Here is a 15,381-nt window from a genome sequence, read left to right on the forward strand (position 1 = left end):
TCGTCTGCCGCCTGCTGTCGTGCTGTCCAGGCGGATTACAGGCGGCTGTGGTGGACCGGTTCGATCCTGCTCAGGAACTACAGGGCGAGGCCGGTGAGGACCAGCACGCGCTCGTAGGTGTAGTCGTCCATCGCGTAGCGAACACCCTCGCGGCCGACGCCGGACTGCTTGGCTCCGCCGTACGGCATCTGGTCGGCGCGGTAGGAGGGGACGTCACCGATGATGACGCCGCCGACCTCGAGGGCGCGGTGGGCGCGGAACGCGGTCTGCAGGTCGTGCGTGAACACACCTGCCTGCAGGCCGTACTTGGACGAGTTGACGGAGGCGAAGGCCTCGGCCTCGCCGGCCACCTTCTCGATGCTGAGCACCGGTCCGAACACCTCCTCGGAAGCGAGGGTGACGCCGGCCGGGAGCTCCGTCAGAACGGTGGGCGCGTACGTCGCGCCGTCCCGCTTGCCGCCGGCGAGCAGCTGGGCGCCGGCCTGCACGGCCTCGTCGACCCAGGACTCGACGCGCTTGGCGGCGTCCTCGTTGACCAGCGGGCCGACATCGGTCGCCGCGTCGGACGGGTCACCGGTCACCTGCGCCTCGACGGCAGCGACGATCTTCGGGACGAGCCGGTCGTAGACCGCGGCGTCCGCGATGACGCGCTGCACCGAGATGCAGGACTGGCCGCCCTGGTAGTTGGAGAAGGTCGCGATGCGGGTCGCGGCCCAGTCCAGGTCCTCGTCGGAGGCGTAGTCGCCGAGGACGACCGCAGCGCCGTTGCCGCCGAGCTCCAGCGTGCAGTGCTTGCGCGGCACCGACTCCATGATCGAGTAGCCGACCGCGGCCGACCCGGTGAAGGAGATCACGGGCAGCCGCTCGTCCTGCACGAGGGCGGGCATGCGGTCGTTGGGCACCGTGAGCACGGACCACGAACCGGCCGGAAGGTCCGTCTCGGCCAGCAGCTCACCGAGGATCAGCGACGAGATCGGGGTGGCCGGGGCGGGCTTCAGGATGATCGGGGCGCCGACGGCGATGGCCGGGGCCACCTTGTGGGCGCTCAGGTTCAGCGGGAAGTTGAAGGGCGCGATGCCGAGGATCGTGCCGCGCGGGAAGCGACGGGTCAGCCCGAGTCGGCCCGTGCCACCGGCGTCGGTGTCGAGGCGCTGGGCCTCACCGCTGTTGAAGCGGCGGGCTTCCTCGGAGGCGAACCGGAACACGGAGACGGCGCGGCCGACCTCACCGCGGGCCCACTTGATGGGCTTGCCGTTCTCGGCGGAGATCAGCTGGGCGATCTCCTCGGTGCGCTCCACGAGACGCCGTACGACGTGGTCGAGCGCGGCGGCGCGGACATGGGCAGGCGTCGCGGCGAACTCCTCGCGCACGGCGTGCGCGGCGGCGACGGCCTCCTCGATCTGCGCGTCGGTCGGCACGCTGACCGTGCCGACGAGTCGACCGTCCCAGGGGTTCGTGACGTCGAAGCTGTCCTCGCCGGTGGCCTGGCGGCCGGCGAGCCAGAAGGCGTGGGTGGAAGTCATGGAGGTTCCGGCCCTTCGGAGTCGTGGGGTGTCCTGTCCCCCACCGTAGGGCCGTACCGGCGGCCTGGCGTTTGTCCGGTGCGGAGCAGAAGCGGGCGTGCATGCGCCGGTTTGTCGGATGACCCGGCCCACCGGGACGGTTCACCGCGACCGACCGCCGAGCAGCTGCGTGCCCAGGGGCCGGACGGGCTTCGTCTCACGGCGTCGTCGGGGAACTCGTGGCCTTCAGTGCCAGCCACAGCTCCATCCGCACATCCGGGTCGTCCAGGGAGCGGCCCAGGATCTCCTCCACCCGCCGCATCCGGTACCGCAGGGTGTGACGGTGCACGCCCAGGTCGGCCGCGGCCGCATCCCACTGACCGTGGTGGCTGAGCCAGGCGCGCAGCGAGGCGACCAGGTCGCCGCGGCCCTTCGCGTCGTGTTCGCGCAGGGCCCGGAGCATGCCGTCGGCGAAGGCCCGGACCGCGTCGTCCGCGAGCAGCGGCAGGACCGAGCCGGCCGCCAGCTCCTCGTGCTCGACCATGGCCCTGCCCCTGCGGCGGGCGACCGAGAGTGCCTGTTCGGCCTGCTTGTACGCGGCGGAGACGGCGGTCGGACCGGCCGGTGCGGACAGTCCGACGACCACCTCGGTGTCCTCCGGCGCCGCCTGGTCGTGCGGGGTTCGCTCCTCCTGGGCCGCCGCGTATGCCGCGCAGGCGGCGACGGCCGCGCCGCCGTCCGCGGCGAGGACGACGAGCCGTTCCCCTTCGGGGACCATCAGCAGGGCCTCCCCGGACCGGGCGGCCGCCGACTCCATCGCCTCGCCGAGCAGGACCGGTGTCGCCGGATCGGGCGCCTCCGCGATCAGCAGACGGAACGGGGCGTCGAGCAGCCCTCCGTACAGGTCCCCGGCGACGGCCCGCGCATGGTCCGGCTGGCCGGCGAGGAGCATCCGGAGTACCGCGGCGCCCAGCCGCTGTTCGGCGCCCTGAAGGGCGCGGGAGCGGGCGGTGGTGAGGGTCAGCAGGGCGACGGCCGAGTGCACGGCGTACCGCTCGGCGGTACCCAGAGCCGACCCGGTGCCCACGGCCAGGGCGCCACGTGCCCGACGGCCGGTGCCCAGGGTCTGGAGCTCGACCCGGTCGTCGGAGTCACCGACGACGACACTCGCCGGGGCCGGGCGGTCGCGCAGGCGTTCCACATCGGCGGTGAGCCGGGCCGCTCTGCGGGCGGCCCAGTCGGGGGCGGCGGCCACGACGGCGCCGGACGCGTCGTACAGCGCGGCCCAGCCGTCGACCTGGGCGGCGAGCCGGCTGAGAAGTTCGCCGGGCCCCTCCCCGGCGAGTGCGGCCTTGGTGAGATCGCGCTGAGCCTCGAAGCCCGCTGTCACGGCGCGGTACTGGTCGGCGGCGATCGCCGAGGAGACGGCCTTGGCGATGGCGAGGAAGGCGGTGCGGCGCGGGACTTCGAGGAGTGGCAGTCCCGCTTCCTCGGCGGCGTCGATCAGTGGCTGCGGCACCTCGTCGTAGTTGACGCCCACCGCGAAGCCGAGCCCGACGACTCCGGCGGCTGCCAGCCGGCGCACGTACCGGCGCATCGCTTCGGGGTTCTCGGCGTCGAGGTTGGTGGCGGTGACGAGGAGGAGTTCGCCGCCCTCCATGTACGGAACGGGGTCGGCCAGCTCGCTGGCGTGCGCCCAGCGCACCGGCGCGTCGAGCCGGTCCGCCCCCGCACGCACCGTGAGTTTGAGCGCCGAATGCTGGACGAGCGAGGCGAGAGTGGGGGGCATGGGACCGCGGGACCTTCGGGAGTCGATTTCGCCGTCCCGTACGAACGGCTCCTCCCGATTCTGCCAGGACGGCAGGGTCGGCCGTAACCACTCCCGGTGACCCGGGTACCGCCGCGGCCCACCGGATCCACTGCGGCGAGCCCGGCCCGCACGTCATGGCCGCCCAGTTGCCGGTTCAGCCGTTCAGGTTCACCAGCAGGGGCGGCGCGTGCTCCCCTCGTACCGTCGTCAGGGACAGCACCGCGTGTCCGGCGGGTACGCGATGGGCCAGTTCGGAGGCCGACCAGCGTTCGCGTTCGACCTGGCGCACGGTCACCGCGTCGGTGGTCACCGCCTTGCCGGTGACCAGCTTGCGGAAGGCGTGGATGGCCCGGGTCATCGGCTGGTCGGCGAAGACCGTGCGCTGGGTGACGTCCCGGGTCTCGACCCATTCCGTACCCCATGCCTCGGCGAACCGCTTGCCGTCCCACGTGGTGATCCCGGAGAACGCCATCCGGCAGCCGACCGCGCCCAGCAGCGCCGTGTGCAGGCTCTCCGGGACGTCGTCGAGGGTGCGCAGCGTGAGCACGGCCCCGGCGTGCGCGGAGCGCAGTCGCTGGATGCCACGGACGGTGTCGGGGGTCAGCGTGCGGGTCGCGTCGTCGAGGACCAGGCAGGCGAAGAGGGAACGGTCGGCGCGGGCGGCCGCGCTCGCCGTGAACTGGGCGAGGACCAGCCGGGCCAGCATCCGCGACGCCTCGGCGTGACCGCGTTCGGGCAGATCGATGCGGACCCTGAGCGGATGCTCCAGGGCCCGCAGGGAGAAGGGGCGGGCCTTGCCCGTGGTGTCGAAGAATTCGGCGAACGCGGGCCGGTCGAGCAGTGCGACCCGGTCGGCGAGTGCGGGTCCGGGGTCTCCAGGAGCGCCGGACTGGCGGGCGCGTGCGTCGAGTTCGCGGTGCATGCTCTGCGCGCCCGCCGTGTCGACGGCCTCGCGCAGGGCCGCGAGCGCGGCCGGGACACCGTCCAGCAGCTCCCGCAGCTCGGGGACGGCGGGAAAACGGCCGTGGGCGGCGCGGTGGGGGCCGAGGAGCTGGGCGAGGGCGGTGGCGGCTCGCCTGCTGTCCACCTCGGGGAGGTCCCCGACGAGCCCCTCGGCCAGGACCGCCGCGGCTTCGTCGGGATCGGTGGTGCCGCCGTAGAGGTCGAGGTCGTGTACGGAGGCCGGGTCGCCGAGCTTGACCACGACGTCGAACCCCTTGTCGGCTCCGAGCTGGGTGCCGGTGGCGCACACCGCGACGACGGCGGCCCGCCCGGCGAGTGCCTGAAGGGCGAGGGATTCGACGACAGGCCGGATCAGTGCGCGGCTCTTGCCCGCCCCCGGCGGTCCGACGGCGAGCAGGGAGGTGCCGAGCAGTCCGGGGTCGAGGGCGATTCCGCTGCCGCGGCGGGCATACGGGTTGCGCTCGTTGTCGTCGACCGTGCCGATCCTGACCTGGTCGACGAGCAGATCGTGCCGGGCGGAGCGGACCGGGAGATCGCGCGCGCCGGAGGGATGGGTGCAGGCGGCGGCGCCGTTGCGCAGCACGGTGTCGGTGAAGGCGGGCAGCCGGGTGCTGTCGGCGCGTACGGAGGTCCAGGCACGTCGGATACGGGCGTAGTCGACGTCGTTCATCCGGCCCGACCGGGCCTCCTGGGCGAGCTTCGCTGCGGCCTGGTCCTGTCCGGCGGCGCGCAGGTCGGGCCACTCGGCCGGATCGTCCGCGCCATCCGCTGTCCGGCCCTCCGCGTCGTGGCCCGCCTCGCGGGCGGTGCCCCGGTCCGCGGTTCCACGCGCGCTCGGAGTGCCGGCCCCTGCCGTCGGCGGCTGCGGCGGGCGGGAGCCGTCGGCGTTCCTGCGGCGCAGCCGGGACCATCGGCCCAGCTTCGCGAAGGGCCACACGATCACCAGCGTGATCAGGGCGTACAGCGTGTAGGTGACCACGGTGGTCAGGGTGCGGTCGGTGCCCATCCACGGGCCGGCCACGAAGCTGAAGGTGAGCTCCATGCCCGGCACCGTCCCCGTCCACACGAGGATCCAGACCAGCAGCGCGCCGGCAGCCGCAGCGGCCGCGCGGGCAGCGGGTCCTCGGCCGGCGACCGAGCGTTCGAAAGCGGCGGGCCAGTTACCCAACCGGCCGAACCCGTAGACGATGGCTCCGATGATCAGCAGACGGTAGATGTCGAGCGCGCGTACCGCCCCGTGGGTCAGCGGCTGGTGGTCGAACGGTCCCCACCATTCGTCGGGGGTGAAGAGGGTCAGCGGGACCCGCCAGTACGGGATGTATCCGTTGCGCCAGAGCGACCAGACGAGGATGCAGGCAAGGAGCGAGATCACCGCTCCGCCGACCAGCGTGCGGTCGGGCGTGCGCTCCGCCTCCTCGGCGGGACGGTCGGTGTGTCCGGACCGCCAGACGCCCGGTTCCGCGAAGGGCCGGGGGATGCGCAGCCAGTCCCCGAGGGAGGGGCCGCCGGCCGGTGCGTGGCCCGGCATGGGCGGCAGTACGGGCGGTGGCGGGCCGGCCGGCCGCGGCACCGAATGACCGGAGCGGGTGCCGCGTGAGTCGTACGTGCCCTCGGTGTCCATGTGCTGTCCCTCGTCCCCTGACCAGCGCCGACCGGTAACCGCGGGCGCAGGCGCCCCGATCCCCTCAATCTAGTGCCCAGTGGCACCCCGTCAGACGCTGTCGGCCGGGAAGTCCCGCGACCGGTCGCCGGGCCGTCGCTATGTCCGTGACGGACAACCGCGTCGGGCCACTTCTCCCGAACGGAACATGCCGGACCCCCGGCCTCACCCCTAGCCTGCAGACAGAGAAGCGTCCGAAACACCCCCAGGAGCCCCTCATGACCGCAATTCCGCAGGAGCGCCGCGTCGTCACTGCCATTCCCGGCCCGAAGTCGGTGGAGCTGCAGGCCCGCCGTCTCGCGACGGTCGCCGCAGGTGTGGGCTCCACCCTGCCGGTGTTCACCGCCCGCGCAGGCGGCGGCATCATCGAGGACGTGGACGGCAACCGTCTGATCGACTTCGGCTCCGGCATCGCCGTGACGTCGGTCGGCGCCTCCGCCGAGGCCGTCGTGCGCCGCGCCTCCGCGCAGCTCGCCGACTTCACCCACACCTGTTTCATGGTCACGCCGTACGAGGGGTACGTCGAGGTCTGTGAGCAGCTCGCCGAGCTGACTCCGGGCGACCACGCCAAGAAGTCCGCGCTGTTCAACTCGGGCGCCGAGGCCGTCGAGAACGCCGTGAAGATCGCCCGCGCCTACACCAAGCGCACCGCGGTGGTCGTCTTCGACCACGGCTACCACGGCCGGACGAACCTGACGATGGCGCTGACCGCCAAGAACATGCCGTACAAGCAGGGCTTCGGTCCGTTCGCACCCGAGGTGTACCGGGTCCCGGTGGCGTACGGCTACCGCTGGCCGACCGGTGCGGAGAACGCCGGTGCCGAGGCTTCCGCCCAGGCCATCGACCAGATCACGAAGCAGATCGGCGCCGACAACGTCGCCGCGATCATCATCGAGCCGGTGCTCGGCGAGGGTGGCTTCATCGAGCCGGCGAAGGGCTTCCTCCCGGCGATCGCGCAGTTCGCCAAGGACAACGGCATCGTCTTCGTCGCGGACGAGATCCAGTCCGGATTCTGCCGCACCGGCCAGTGGTTCGCCTGTGAGGACGAGGGCATCGTCCCCGACCTGATCACCACCGCCAAGGGCATCGCGGGCGGTCTGCCGCTCTCGGCCGTGACGGGCCGCGCCGAGATCATGGACGCCGCGCACGCGGGCGGCCTCGGCGGTACGTACGGCGGAAACCCGGTGGCCTGCGCGGGTGCGCTCGGCGCCATCGAGACGATGCGCGAGCTGGACCTGAACGGGAAGGCGAAGCGCATCGAGGAGGTCATGAAGGGCCGCCTCGCCGAGATGCAGGCGAAGCTGCCGAACGGCGATGTCATCGGTGACATCCGTGGCCGTGGCGCGATGATCGCGATCGAGCTGGTGAAGGCCGGCACGAAGGACCCGAACCCGGAGGCCGCCGCGACGCTCGCGAAGGCCTGCCACGCGGAGGGCGTGCTCGTCCTCACCTGTGGCACGTACGGCAACGTGCTGCGCTTCCTGCCGCCGCTGGTGATCGGCGAGGACCTGCTCAACGAGGGCCTCGACATCATCGAGCAGGCTTTCGCCCAGATCTGATCCGATCCTGGCGCCGATACCGACCGGGTCCACGTGAGGGCCTGTGAAGAAGGTGTGGGGGGCCGATGGCGGGATGCGGTTCCCGCTGTCGGTCCCCCGTCGGCTGCCGTACGGTTCCTGCAGATGAGAGAAACACCCCGCCCGCAGGGGACTGCGGGTGATACCGGGTCGGAGCATCCCCAGCACCGTCCTGGTCGTGCCACCGCGCACACCACTGGAGCCTCCGGCTCCGGAACTCCTCACCGATCGGATGGCCGCTCGCCCCAAACCCCCCGGGGCGCGCGGCAAACCGATCACGGCGGCCGCCCCGGAACCACCCCCCCTGTTCCGGGGCGGCCGGCTCCTCTCCTCTTCCCGCTGCCGCTGCTTCTCGCGGTCTTCGCGCTCCTCACCTGGCAGGTCGTGGCCGACGGCCCACTGCGCAGACTGGACGAGCGGATCGGCCGGAGCGTCGTCGGCCACGGCCCAGGCAGCCTCACCGAATTCCTCGCCGATCTCGGCAATATGCAGGTCGCTCTCCCGGTCCTGGGATGCGCGGTCGTGTACGCCCTGGCTCGGGGCGCCCGCCGGCTGCCGCTGTACGCCGCTCTCGTCATGGCCGCGGTGCCCGCACTGGTCGTCCCGCTCAAGGACTGGACCGCCCGGACGGGACCACTGACCGAGGAGACCGGCTACTACCCGTCGGGCCACGCGGCGACGGCCGCGGTGGCGTACGGGGCGGCGGCCTTGCTGATCGCGTACCGCACCACGCCTGCGGAGCGGTCGAAGCGGTCATGGATGATGCCCGTCGCCGCTGTCCTGCTGACAGTGGCGACGGGCATCGGTCTGGTGCTGCGCGGCTATCACTGGCCGCTGGACGTGCTCGCCGGCTGGTGCCTGAGCGGGCTGTTGCTCATGGCGCTCAGCTGGTCGAGTGGTCGGTCACGGCGACGTCAGCCGCCGAAGTAGGCGTCGAAGTTCTTCGAGAACTCACCGTTGTTGAAGCGGTCCCAGTTGATCGACCACGTCATCAGTCCGCGCAGTCCGGGCCAGGTCCCGTGTGTCGTGTACGAACCGCAGTCGGTCTTCTTCGTCAGGCAGTTCAGCGCCTTGTCGACCTCGCTGGGCGAGGTGTAGCCGTTGCCCGCCTGGGTGGAGGCGGGAAGCCCGATGGAGACCTGGTCGGGTCGGAGCGCGGGGAAGACCTTGGTGGTGTCACCGGCCACCGGGAAGCCGGTGAGCAGCATGTCGGTCATGGCGATGTGGAAGTCGGCGCCACCCATCGAGTGGTACTGGTTGTCCAGACCCATGATGGAGCCCGAGTTGTAGTCCTGGACATGCAGCAGGGTGAGGTCGTCACGCAGGGCGTGGATGACCGGGAGGTAGGCACCGGCGCGCGGGTCCTGGCCGCCCCAGGGTCCCGAGCCGTAGTACTGGTAGCCGAGCTGCACGAAGAACGTCTCGGGGGCCATGGTCAGCACGAACTTGTCGCCGTACTTGGCCTTGAGGGTCTTCACCGCCGAGATCAGGTTGACGACGACCGGGGTGGTCGGGTTGCGGAAGTCGGTGTCGCCGGTGTTCAGCGAGAGCGAGTGGCCCTCGAAGTCGATGTCGAGACCGTCCAGACCGTAGTCGTCGATGATCTTGCTGACCGAGGAGACGAAGGTGTCACGGGCGGCGGTGGTGGAGAGCTGTACCTGACCGTTCTGGCCGCCGATGGAGATCAGCACCTTCTTGCCCGCGGCCTGCTTGGCCTTGATGGCCGCCTTGAACTCGGCCACGGACTCGACGTTGGGGCACTCGGTGACCGGGCAGAGCGTGAAACGGATGTCGCCCGAGGTGACGGAGGTGGGCTCGCCGAAGGCCAGGTCGATGACGTCCCAGGAGTCGGGGACGTCCGCCATCCGCGTGTAGCCGGAGCCGTTGGCGAAGCTGGAGTGCAGATAGCCGACGAGCGCGTGGGTGGGGAGGCCGGAGCCTCCGCCTCCGCCGCCCGCCGCGGTGGTGGCGGTGACGGTTGCGGACTTGGCGGACTCACCGGCGGAGTTGGTCGCGGTGACCTGGAAGCTGTACGCGGTCGAGGCTGCCAGGCCCGTCACGGTGGCGGACGTCCCGGTGACGGAGAGGACCTTCGTACCGCCCCGGTAGACGTTGTAGCCGGCGGCTCCGGTGGAGCCGGTCCAGGAGAGGGCGACGGAGGAGGAGGTGGTCGTGCCGGCCCTCAGTCCGGCGGGTGTCGCGGGGATCGCGACCGGGTCGCCGCCGGGGCCGACGAGGGTGAGGTCGTCGGCGTAGTAGGTGGGGGTGCCGTACCACCCGTGGGTGTAGATCTTCACGGACGTCGTGGCGGCACCGGTCTTGAACGTGGTGGTGAGCTGCGTCCAGCCGGGAGAGGACTGCGTCCAGGTCGACACATCGGTGGTGCCGGTCCCGGACGCGCCGAGGTAGACGTAGCTGCCCTGCACCCAGGCGCTCAGTGTGTACGTGGAGTCCGGCTTGACCGTGACGGTCTGCGAGCACTCGGCGTTGTCGCTGCCGGCCGGCGTCGCCTTGAGTGCGGAAGTTCCGCCGTGGGTGGGTGTGCTGACGACGGCTCCGCTGCCGCCCGTACAGCTCCAGCCGTCCAGACCGGCCTCGAATCCGCCGTTGCGCGCAAGATCGGTGTCGGCCGCCGCGGCGGCCGGCGCCGAGGCCGCCAGGCCACCGGCGACGAGCAGAGCCGCCGAGAGGGCGGCCAGAAGTCCGGAAAATCGGGCGGGGGGTCCCGTGCGTTCCACAACGGCCTCCGTGCAGGGGGGAATTGAGTGTGGCGCCACAACATGGTCCAGACCAATCAGGTTGTCAAGACCTCTGGCGCCGTCCCGGGCCCGCCACACCGGATGTCGACCCCACCACCTCGCCCCCGGCACCCTTTCAGCCCCCGGCGCCCGACCAACCACCCCCGTCCCCGTCCCTGCTGCCGCCGAGACCGCCGCCCCGGGCCGTCGCCGCTGCCTCGTGCATCGCCAGCTCCAGCAGAGCTGCGTCGATCAGCGCGTCCGAGCCGTCGGGCGGTATCAGCCAGCGCACCCCGCCGGACGCCCGCCCCGGGTACGGCACGAGGATCCAGGTCCCGAGTCCCACCCCCCGCACCCCCGTTCCGATCCAGCGGGCGACCGTACCGGGCGGCACGAAGAAGCCCATGCGGCCGTCGCCGAAGCCGGAGAGGACCGGCCCCGGCCGACTGACGAGACGGGTGAGCACGTCGAACGCCGGATAGCCGAGCTCCCGCGGAAGGACCAGTACGTCCCACCGCCTGCCTGCGGGAAGGAGCGCAACCCCCTGGGGGTTGCGCTCCCATTCCCACCGGCACGCAGCCGGATCCGGTGCCACCGAGGCGAGCCATTCGACTGCCGCCCTCACGTCCGAGCCAGTCATGACCGGCCCCCCCTTTCCGTGCGCACCGACAGTGCGTCCACACGGCGAGAGAGGGGGTTCGGCCCGGATGATTACGCGAGTCGGGGGCACCAGCCGGAAGTGAATTGAGTCACACCGTGACCGGTGTCCCCCGGACCTGGGTCAGCTGTCGAAGCCGAGCCCCATCCGGTCCATCGTGCGCAGCCACAGATTGCGCCGGCCCCCCTGGCTGTCCGCCCTGGCCAGGGACCTCTTCGTGAGTTCGATCCCGGCCCAGGCGAACGGCTCCGGCGGGAACGGCATCGGCTTGGTGCGCACCATCTCCAGACCGGTCCGCTCGGTCCGTTCACCGGAGAGCAGATCCAGCATCACGTCGGCGCCGAACCGGGTGGCTCCGACGCCGAGTCCGGTGAATCCGGCGGCATAGGCGACCCGCCCCCGGTGGGCCGTGCCGAAGAAGGCGGAGAAGCGGGAACAGGTGTCGATCGCGCCGCCCCAGGCGTGACTGAAACGCACCCCTGCCAGCTGCGGGAAGCACTCGAAGAACTGGCCCGCGAGTTTGAGGAACGTCTCCGGCCGCTGGTCGAGATCAGCGCTCAGCCGGCCGCCGTACGGATAGATCGCGTCATAGCCGCCCCACAGGATCCGGTTGTCCTCGGACAGCCGGAAGTAGTGGAACTGATTGGCGCTGTCGCCCAGTCCCTGCCGGTTCTTCCAGCCGATGGAGGCGAGCTGGTCGGCGGTGAGCGGCTCGGTCATCAGCGCGTAGTCGTAGACCGGGACGGTGTACGGGCGCACTCGCTTGACCAGCGACGGGAAGATGTTCGTGCCCAGTGCGACCCGGTGCGCGAGGACCTTCCCGTACGGCGTGCGGACCGCCATCCCGGTGGCGGTCCTGGCCAGTTCGAGGCCCCGGGTGTGCTCGTACACCCGCACCCCCAGATCGAGGCAGGCCCGCTTCAGGCCCCAGGCCAGCTTGGCGGGGTTCAGCATGGCGACTCCGCGCCGGTCCAGGAGTCCGCCGAGGAAGGTCGGTGAGTCGACTTCCGCGCGCAGTGCCTCCTGGTCGAGGAATTCCACTCCGGTGAAGCCGAGCTTCTCGGCTTCCTGGTGCCATTCCCGCAGCTCTTCCAGCTGATGCGGTTCGGTGGCGACATCGATTTCACCGGTGCGCTCGAATGCGCAGTCGATGGAGTACCGGGCGACGGCCGCCTCGATGGCGTCGAGGTTCTGTTCGCCCAGTTCTTCCAGCTTCTTGATCTCGTCCGGCCAGCGTTCCAGGCCGTTGGGGAGGCCATGGGTGAGGGAGGCGGCGCAGAATCCGCCGTTGCGGCCCGAGGCGGCCCAGCCCACCTCGTGCCCCTCGATCAGTACGACGTCCCGTTCCGGATCGCGTTCCTTGGCGATCAGCGCGGTCCACAGTCCGCTGTATCCGCCGCCGATGACGAGCAGATCGCAGTGCTCGTCGCCGGTGAGCGCGGGAAGGGCATCGGGCCTGCCGGGGTCGTCCAGCCAGAACGAGACCGGCCGTGCGCCGGAGAGTGATTGTGCAGCAGTACGCATGGCAGCTGGGGCCATGGTTTCCAACTCCTTCAGGACTTTCAGGGTCGTGCGCTGTTTTTTCGCCGGTTCGAGATGAGCTGGCCGGCGACGACCACCAGAACGGCGATGACGAACATCGCCGTGCCGATGACGTTGATCTGCACGGGTGTGCCGCGTTGCGCCGAACCCCAGACGTACATGGGGAAGGTCACGGTCGAGCCCGCGTTGAAATTGGTGATGATGAAATCGTCGAAGGAGAGCGCGAAGGCGAGCAGCGCTCCCGCGGCGATTCCGGGGGCGGCGATCGGCAAGGTCACCCGGACGAATGTCTGCACGGGGCCCGCGTACAGATCGCGGGCCGCCTCCTCCAGTCGCGGGTCCATCGACATCACGCGTGCCTTGACCGCCGTCACGACGAAGCTCAGACAGAACATGATGTGTGCGATGAGGATCGTCCAGAAGCCCAGTTGGGCACCCATGTTGAGGAAGAGGGTGAGCAGCGAGGCAGCCATGACGACCTCGGGCATCGCCATCGGCAGGAAGATCAGCGAGTTGATCGCGCCGCGCGCCCGGAAGCGGTAGCGGACCAGCGCGAAGGCGATCATCGTGCCGAGCGCGGTCGCGCCGATCGTCGCCCAGGTGGCGATCTGGAGGGAGAGCGAGAGCGAGCCGCACATGTCGGCGACGCCGCAGGGGTCGGTCCAGGCGTCCAGTGAGAAGCGCTGCCAGGCGTAGTTGAAGCGCCCGTTCGGCTTGTTGAAGGAGAACACCATCACGACGATGTTCGGAAGGATCATGTAGGCGAGGGTCAGCAGACCCGCGATGACGATCAGATGGCGGCGGAGCCAGCGCAGTACGGGCATCAGACCAGGTCCTCCGTCCCGGAGCGGCGGATGTAGACGGTCACCATCAGCAGGACGACCGCCATGAGGATGAAGGAGAGCGCGGCCGCCATCGGGTAGTCGAGGACGCGCAGGAACTGGGTCTGAATGACGCTGCCGACCATCTTGGTGTCGGTGGAGCCCAGCAGTTCGGCGTTGACGTAGTCACCGCTGGCCGGGATGAAGGTCAGCAGCGTGCCCGAGACGACACCCGGCATGGAGAGCGGGAAGGTCACCTTGCGGAAGGTGGTGGCGGGGGTCGCGTACAGATCGCCGGCCGCCTCGTGCAGCCTGCCGTCGATCCGCTCCAGCGAGGTGTAGAGCGGCAGGATCATGAACGGCAGGAAGTTGTACGTCAGACCGCAGACCACGGCCATCGGTGTGGCCAGCACCCGGTTGTTCTCGGTCCAGCCGAGCCAGCTGGTGACATCCAGGACGTGCAGGGCGTTGAGTACGTCGACGACCGCGCCGCCGTCCGCGAGGATCGTCTTCCAGGCGAGGGTACGGATCAGGAAGCTGGTGAAGAAAGGCGCGATGACCAGCACCAACACCACATTGCGCCAGCGGCCCGCCTTGAACGCGATGAGATACGCGAGCGGGTAGCCGAGCAGCAGGCAGAGAATCGTCGCGGTGCCCGCGTACAGCAGGGACCGGATGAACTGCGGGTAGTACTCGGACAGCGCGTCCCAGTAGGTCTGGACGTGCCAGGTGACCTCGAACCCCTTCTCCAGGGATCCGGTCTGTACGGAGGTCGATGCCTGGTAGACCATCGGCAGGGCGAAGAAGACGACCAACCAGAGGATGCCGGGCAGCAGCAGCCAGTACGGGACGAGCCGCTTTCGGGTGGAGGCCTTGCGTACGGGGAGTTCGGCGGGGTCCGTGGACGGCGCGGGCGGCGCTTCGGTGACGGTCACGTCGCGTCCTCCACCGTCTCCACACCGGCGTCGATGTCCTGGGCCGCGTCGAGGCCGAAGGTGTGCTCCGGGTCCCAGTGCAGGACGACCTCGGCGCCGCGGGTGAGTCCCGCGCGGTGCCCGACGTTCTGCTCGTAGACCTGAAGTGCCTTGCCGGCCGGGCTCTCCACCACGTACTGCGTGGAGACGCCGATGAAGCTGGAGTCGACGATTCGGCCGGTCACCCGGTTGCGTCCGGCGGCTATGGTGTCCGCTTCGCCGGCGGAAGCGAGGGCGATCTTCTCCGGGCGGATGCCGACCAGGATTTTCCCGCCGCGAGCGGTGGGGGCCGAGCACCGCCCGGCGGGCAGTCGCAGTGTGCTGCCGCCCACGCCGACGACGATGTCCGTGCCGGACTCGGTGATCTCGCCCTCGATCAGGTTGGAGGTGCCGAGGAAGTTGGCGACGAAGGTCGTCTTCGGGTTCTCGTACAGGTCGGCGGGGGCGCCGAGCTGCTCGACGCGGCCCGCGTTCATCACCGCGACGGTGTCGGCCATGGTCATGGCCTCCTCCTGGTCGTGGGTGACATGGATGAACGTGATGCCGACCTCGGTCTGGATGCGCTTGAGCTCGAGCTGCATCTGGCGGCGCAGCTTGAGGTCGAGGGCGCCGAGCGGCTCGTCGAGCAGGAGCACCTGCGGGTGGTTGATCAGGGCGCGGGCGACGGCGACGCGCTGCTGCTGGCCGCCGGAGAGCTGGTGCGGCTTGCGCTTCGCGAAGTCGCCGAGCTGAACGAGCTCCAGCATGTCGTCGACCTGCTTCTTCACCGACTTGATGCCGCGCCGGCGCAGACCGAAGGCGACGTTCTCGGTGATGTCCAGGTGCGGGAAGAGCGCGTAACTCTGGAAGACGGTGTTGACGGGCCGCTTGTACGGGGGCAGGTCGGTGATGTCCCGGCCGCCGAGCGAGATGGAGCCGGTGGTGGCCTCCTCCAGCCCCGCGATCATCCGCAGGGTGGTGGTCTTGCCACAGCCGGAGGCTCCGAGCAGGGCGAAGAAGGAGCCCTGGGGGACGGTCAGGTCGAGCGGCTGGACGGCGGCGAAGGAACCGTACGTCTTGCTGATCCCGGTGAGGCGGACGTCGCCGCCTTCTGTCTGCTGCTGTGTCATGGGTCGCAGTCCCAGTGGTGTCAGGGG

At 70.4% G+C, this 15,381-nt stretch carries 11 protein-coding genes; 2 read left to right on the plus strand and 9 right to left on the minus strand.

Annotation, left to right across the window (positions count from 1 at the left end; genetic code table 11):
* Positions 1-77 precede the first annotated feature (77 nt).
* The 3 genes from OG963_RS15075 to OG963_RS15085 form a co-directional block, all read right to left on the minus strand.
* Positions 78-1,523 (minus strand): aldehyde dehydrogenase family protein, encoded by a 1,446-nt coding sequence (locus OG963_RS15075; RefSeq protein ID WP_030928257.1) that lies wholly within the window; start codon positions 1,521-1,523, stop codon positions 78-80.
* 196 nt (positions 1,524-1,719) lie between these two features.
* Positions 1,720-3,291 carry a PucR family transcriptional regulator gene (locus OG963_RS15080; protein WP_093929315.1) on the minus strand — a complete coding sequence of 524 codons (1,572 nt, stop codon included), beginning with the start codon at positions 3,289-3,291 and terminating at the stop codon, positions 1,720-1,722.
* A 175-nt stretch (positions 3,292-3,466) separates the two neighbouring features.
* Complete coding sequence (locus tag OG963_RS15085) at positions 3,467-5,896, minus strand: ATP/GTP-binding protein (protein WP_371799140.1); 2,430 nt, start codon at positions 5,894-5,896, stop codon at positions 3,467-3,469.
* Between the two features lie 257 nt (positions 5,897-6,153).
* On the opposite strand from OG963_RS15085, the gene gabT reads away from it, so the two are divergent.
* Positions 6,154-7,494 (plus strand): 4-aminobutyrate--2-oxoglutarate transaminase, encoded by a 1,341-nt coding sequence (gabT, locus tag OG963_RS15090; RefSeq protein ID WP_030928270.1) that lies wholly within the window; start codon positions 6,154-6,156, stop codon positions 7,492-7,494.
* A gap of 123 nt (positions 7,495-7,617) precedes the next feature.
* Positions 7,618-8,442 carry a phosphatase PAP2 family protein gene (locus OG963_RS15095; protein ID WP_371799141.1) on the plus strand — a complete coding sequence of 275 codons (825 nt, stop codon included), beginning with the start codon at positions 7,618-7,620 and terminating at the stop codon, positions 8,440-8,442.
* On the opposite strand, the gene OG963_RS15100 is transcribed toward OG963_RS15095, so the two are convergent.
* The 6 genes from OG963_RS15100 to OG963_RS15125 all read right to left on the minus strand — a co-directional run bounded on the left by OG963_RS15100 (position 8,427) and on the right by OG963_RS15125 (position 15,354).
* Positions 8,427-10,250 (minus strand): glycoside hydrolase family 18 protein, encoded by a 1,824-nt coding sequence (locus OG963_RS15100; protein WP_319738771.1) that lies wholly within the window; start codon positions 10,248-10,250, stop codon positions 8,427-8,429. The two genes, OG963_RS15095 and OG963_RS15100, sit on opposite strands and share 16 nt — an antisense overlap.
* 136 nt (positions 10,251-10,386) lie before the next feature.
* The gene (locus tag OG963_RS15105) at positions 10,387-10,890 is read right to left on the minus strand and encodes a hypothetical protein (RefSeq protein ID WP_093778560.1); all 504 of its coding nucleotides are present in this window, start codon (positions 10,888-10,890) and stop codon (positions 10,387-10,389) included.
* Between the two features lie 141 nt (positions 10,891-11,031).
* Entirely contained in the window at positions 11,032-12,447 is a 1,416-nt protein-coding gene (locus tag OG963_RS15110) for an FAD-binding oxidoreductase (protein WP_093778562.1), read from the minus strand.
* A 23-nt stretch (positions 12,448-12,470) separates the two neighbouring features.
* The gene (locus tag OG963_RS15115; protein ID WP_030928286.1) at positions 12,471-13,274 is read right to left on the minus strand and encodes an ABC transporter permease; all 804 of its coding nucleotides are present in this window, start codon (positions 13,272-13,274) and stop codon (positions 12,471-12,473) included.
* Positions 13,274-14,206: an ABC transporter permease gene (locus OG963_RS15120; RefSeq protein ID WP_093778564.1), complete on the minus strand. Its 933-nt coding sequence runs from the start codon at positions 14,204-14,206 to the stop codon at positions 13,274-13,276. Before OG963_RS15120 ends, OG963_RS15115 begins: the two co-directional genes overlap by 1 nt.
* Positions 14,203-15,354 carry an ABC transporter ATP-binding protein gene (locus OG963_RS15125; protein WP_093929319.1) on the minus strand — a complete coding sequence of 384 codons (1,152 nt, stop codon included), beginning with the start codon at positions 15,352-15,354 and terminating at the stop codon, positions 14,203-14,205. Before OG963_RS15125 ends, OG963_RS15120 begins: the two co-directional genes overlap by 4 nt.
* Positions 15,355-15,381 lie beyond the last annotated feature (27 nt).

The organism is Streptomyces sp. NBC_01707 (assembly GCF_041438805.1).
Taxonomy (GTDB): Bacteria; Actinomycetota; Actinomycetes; order Streptomycetales; family Streptomycetaceae; genus Streptomyces.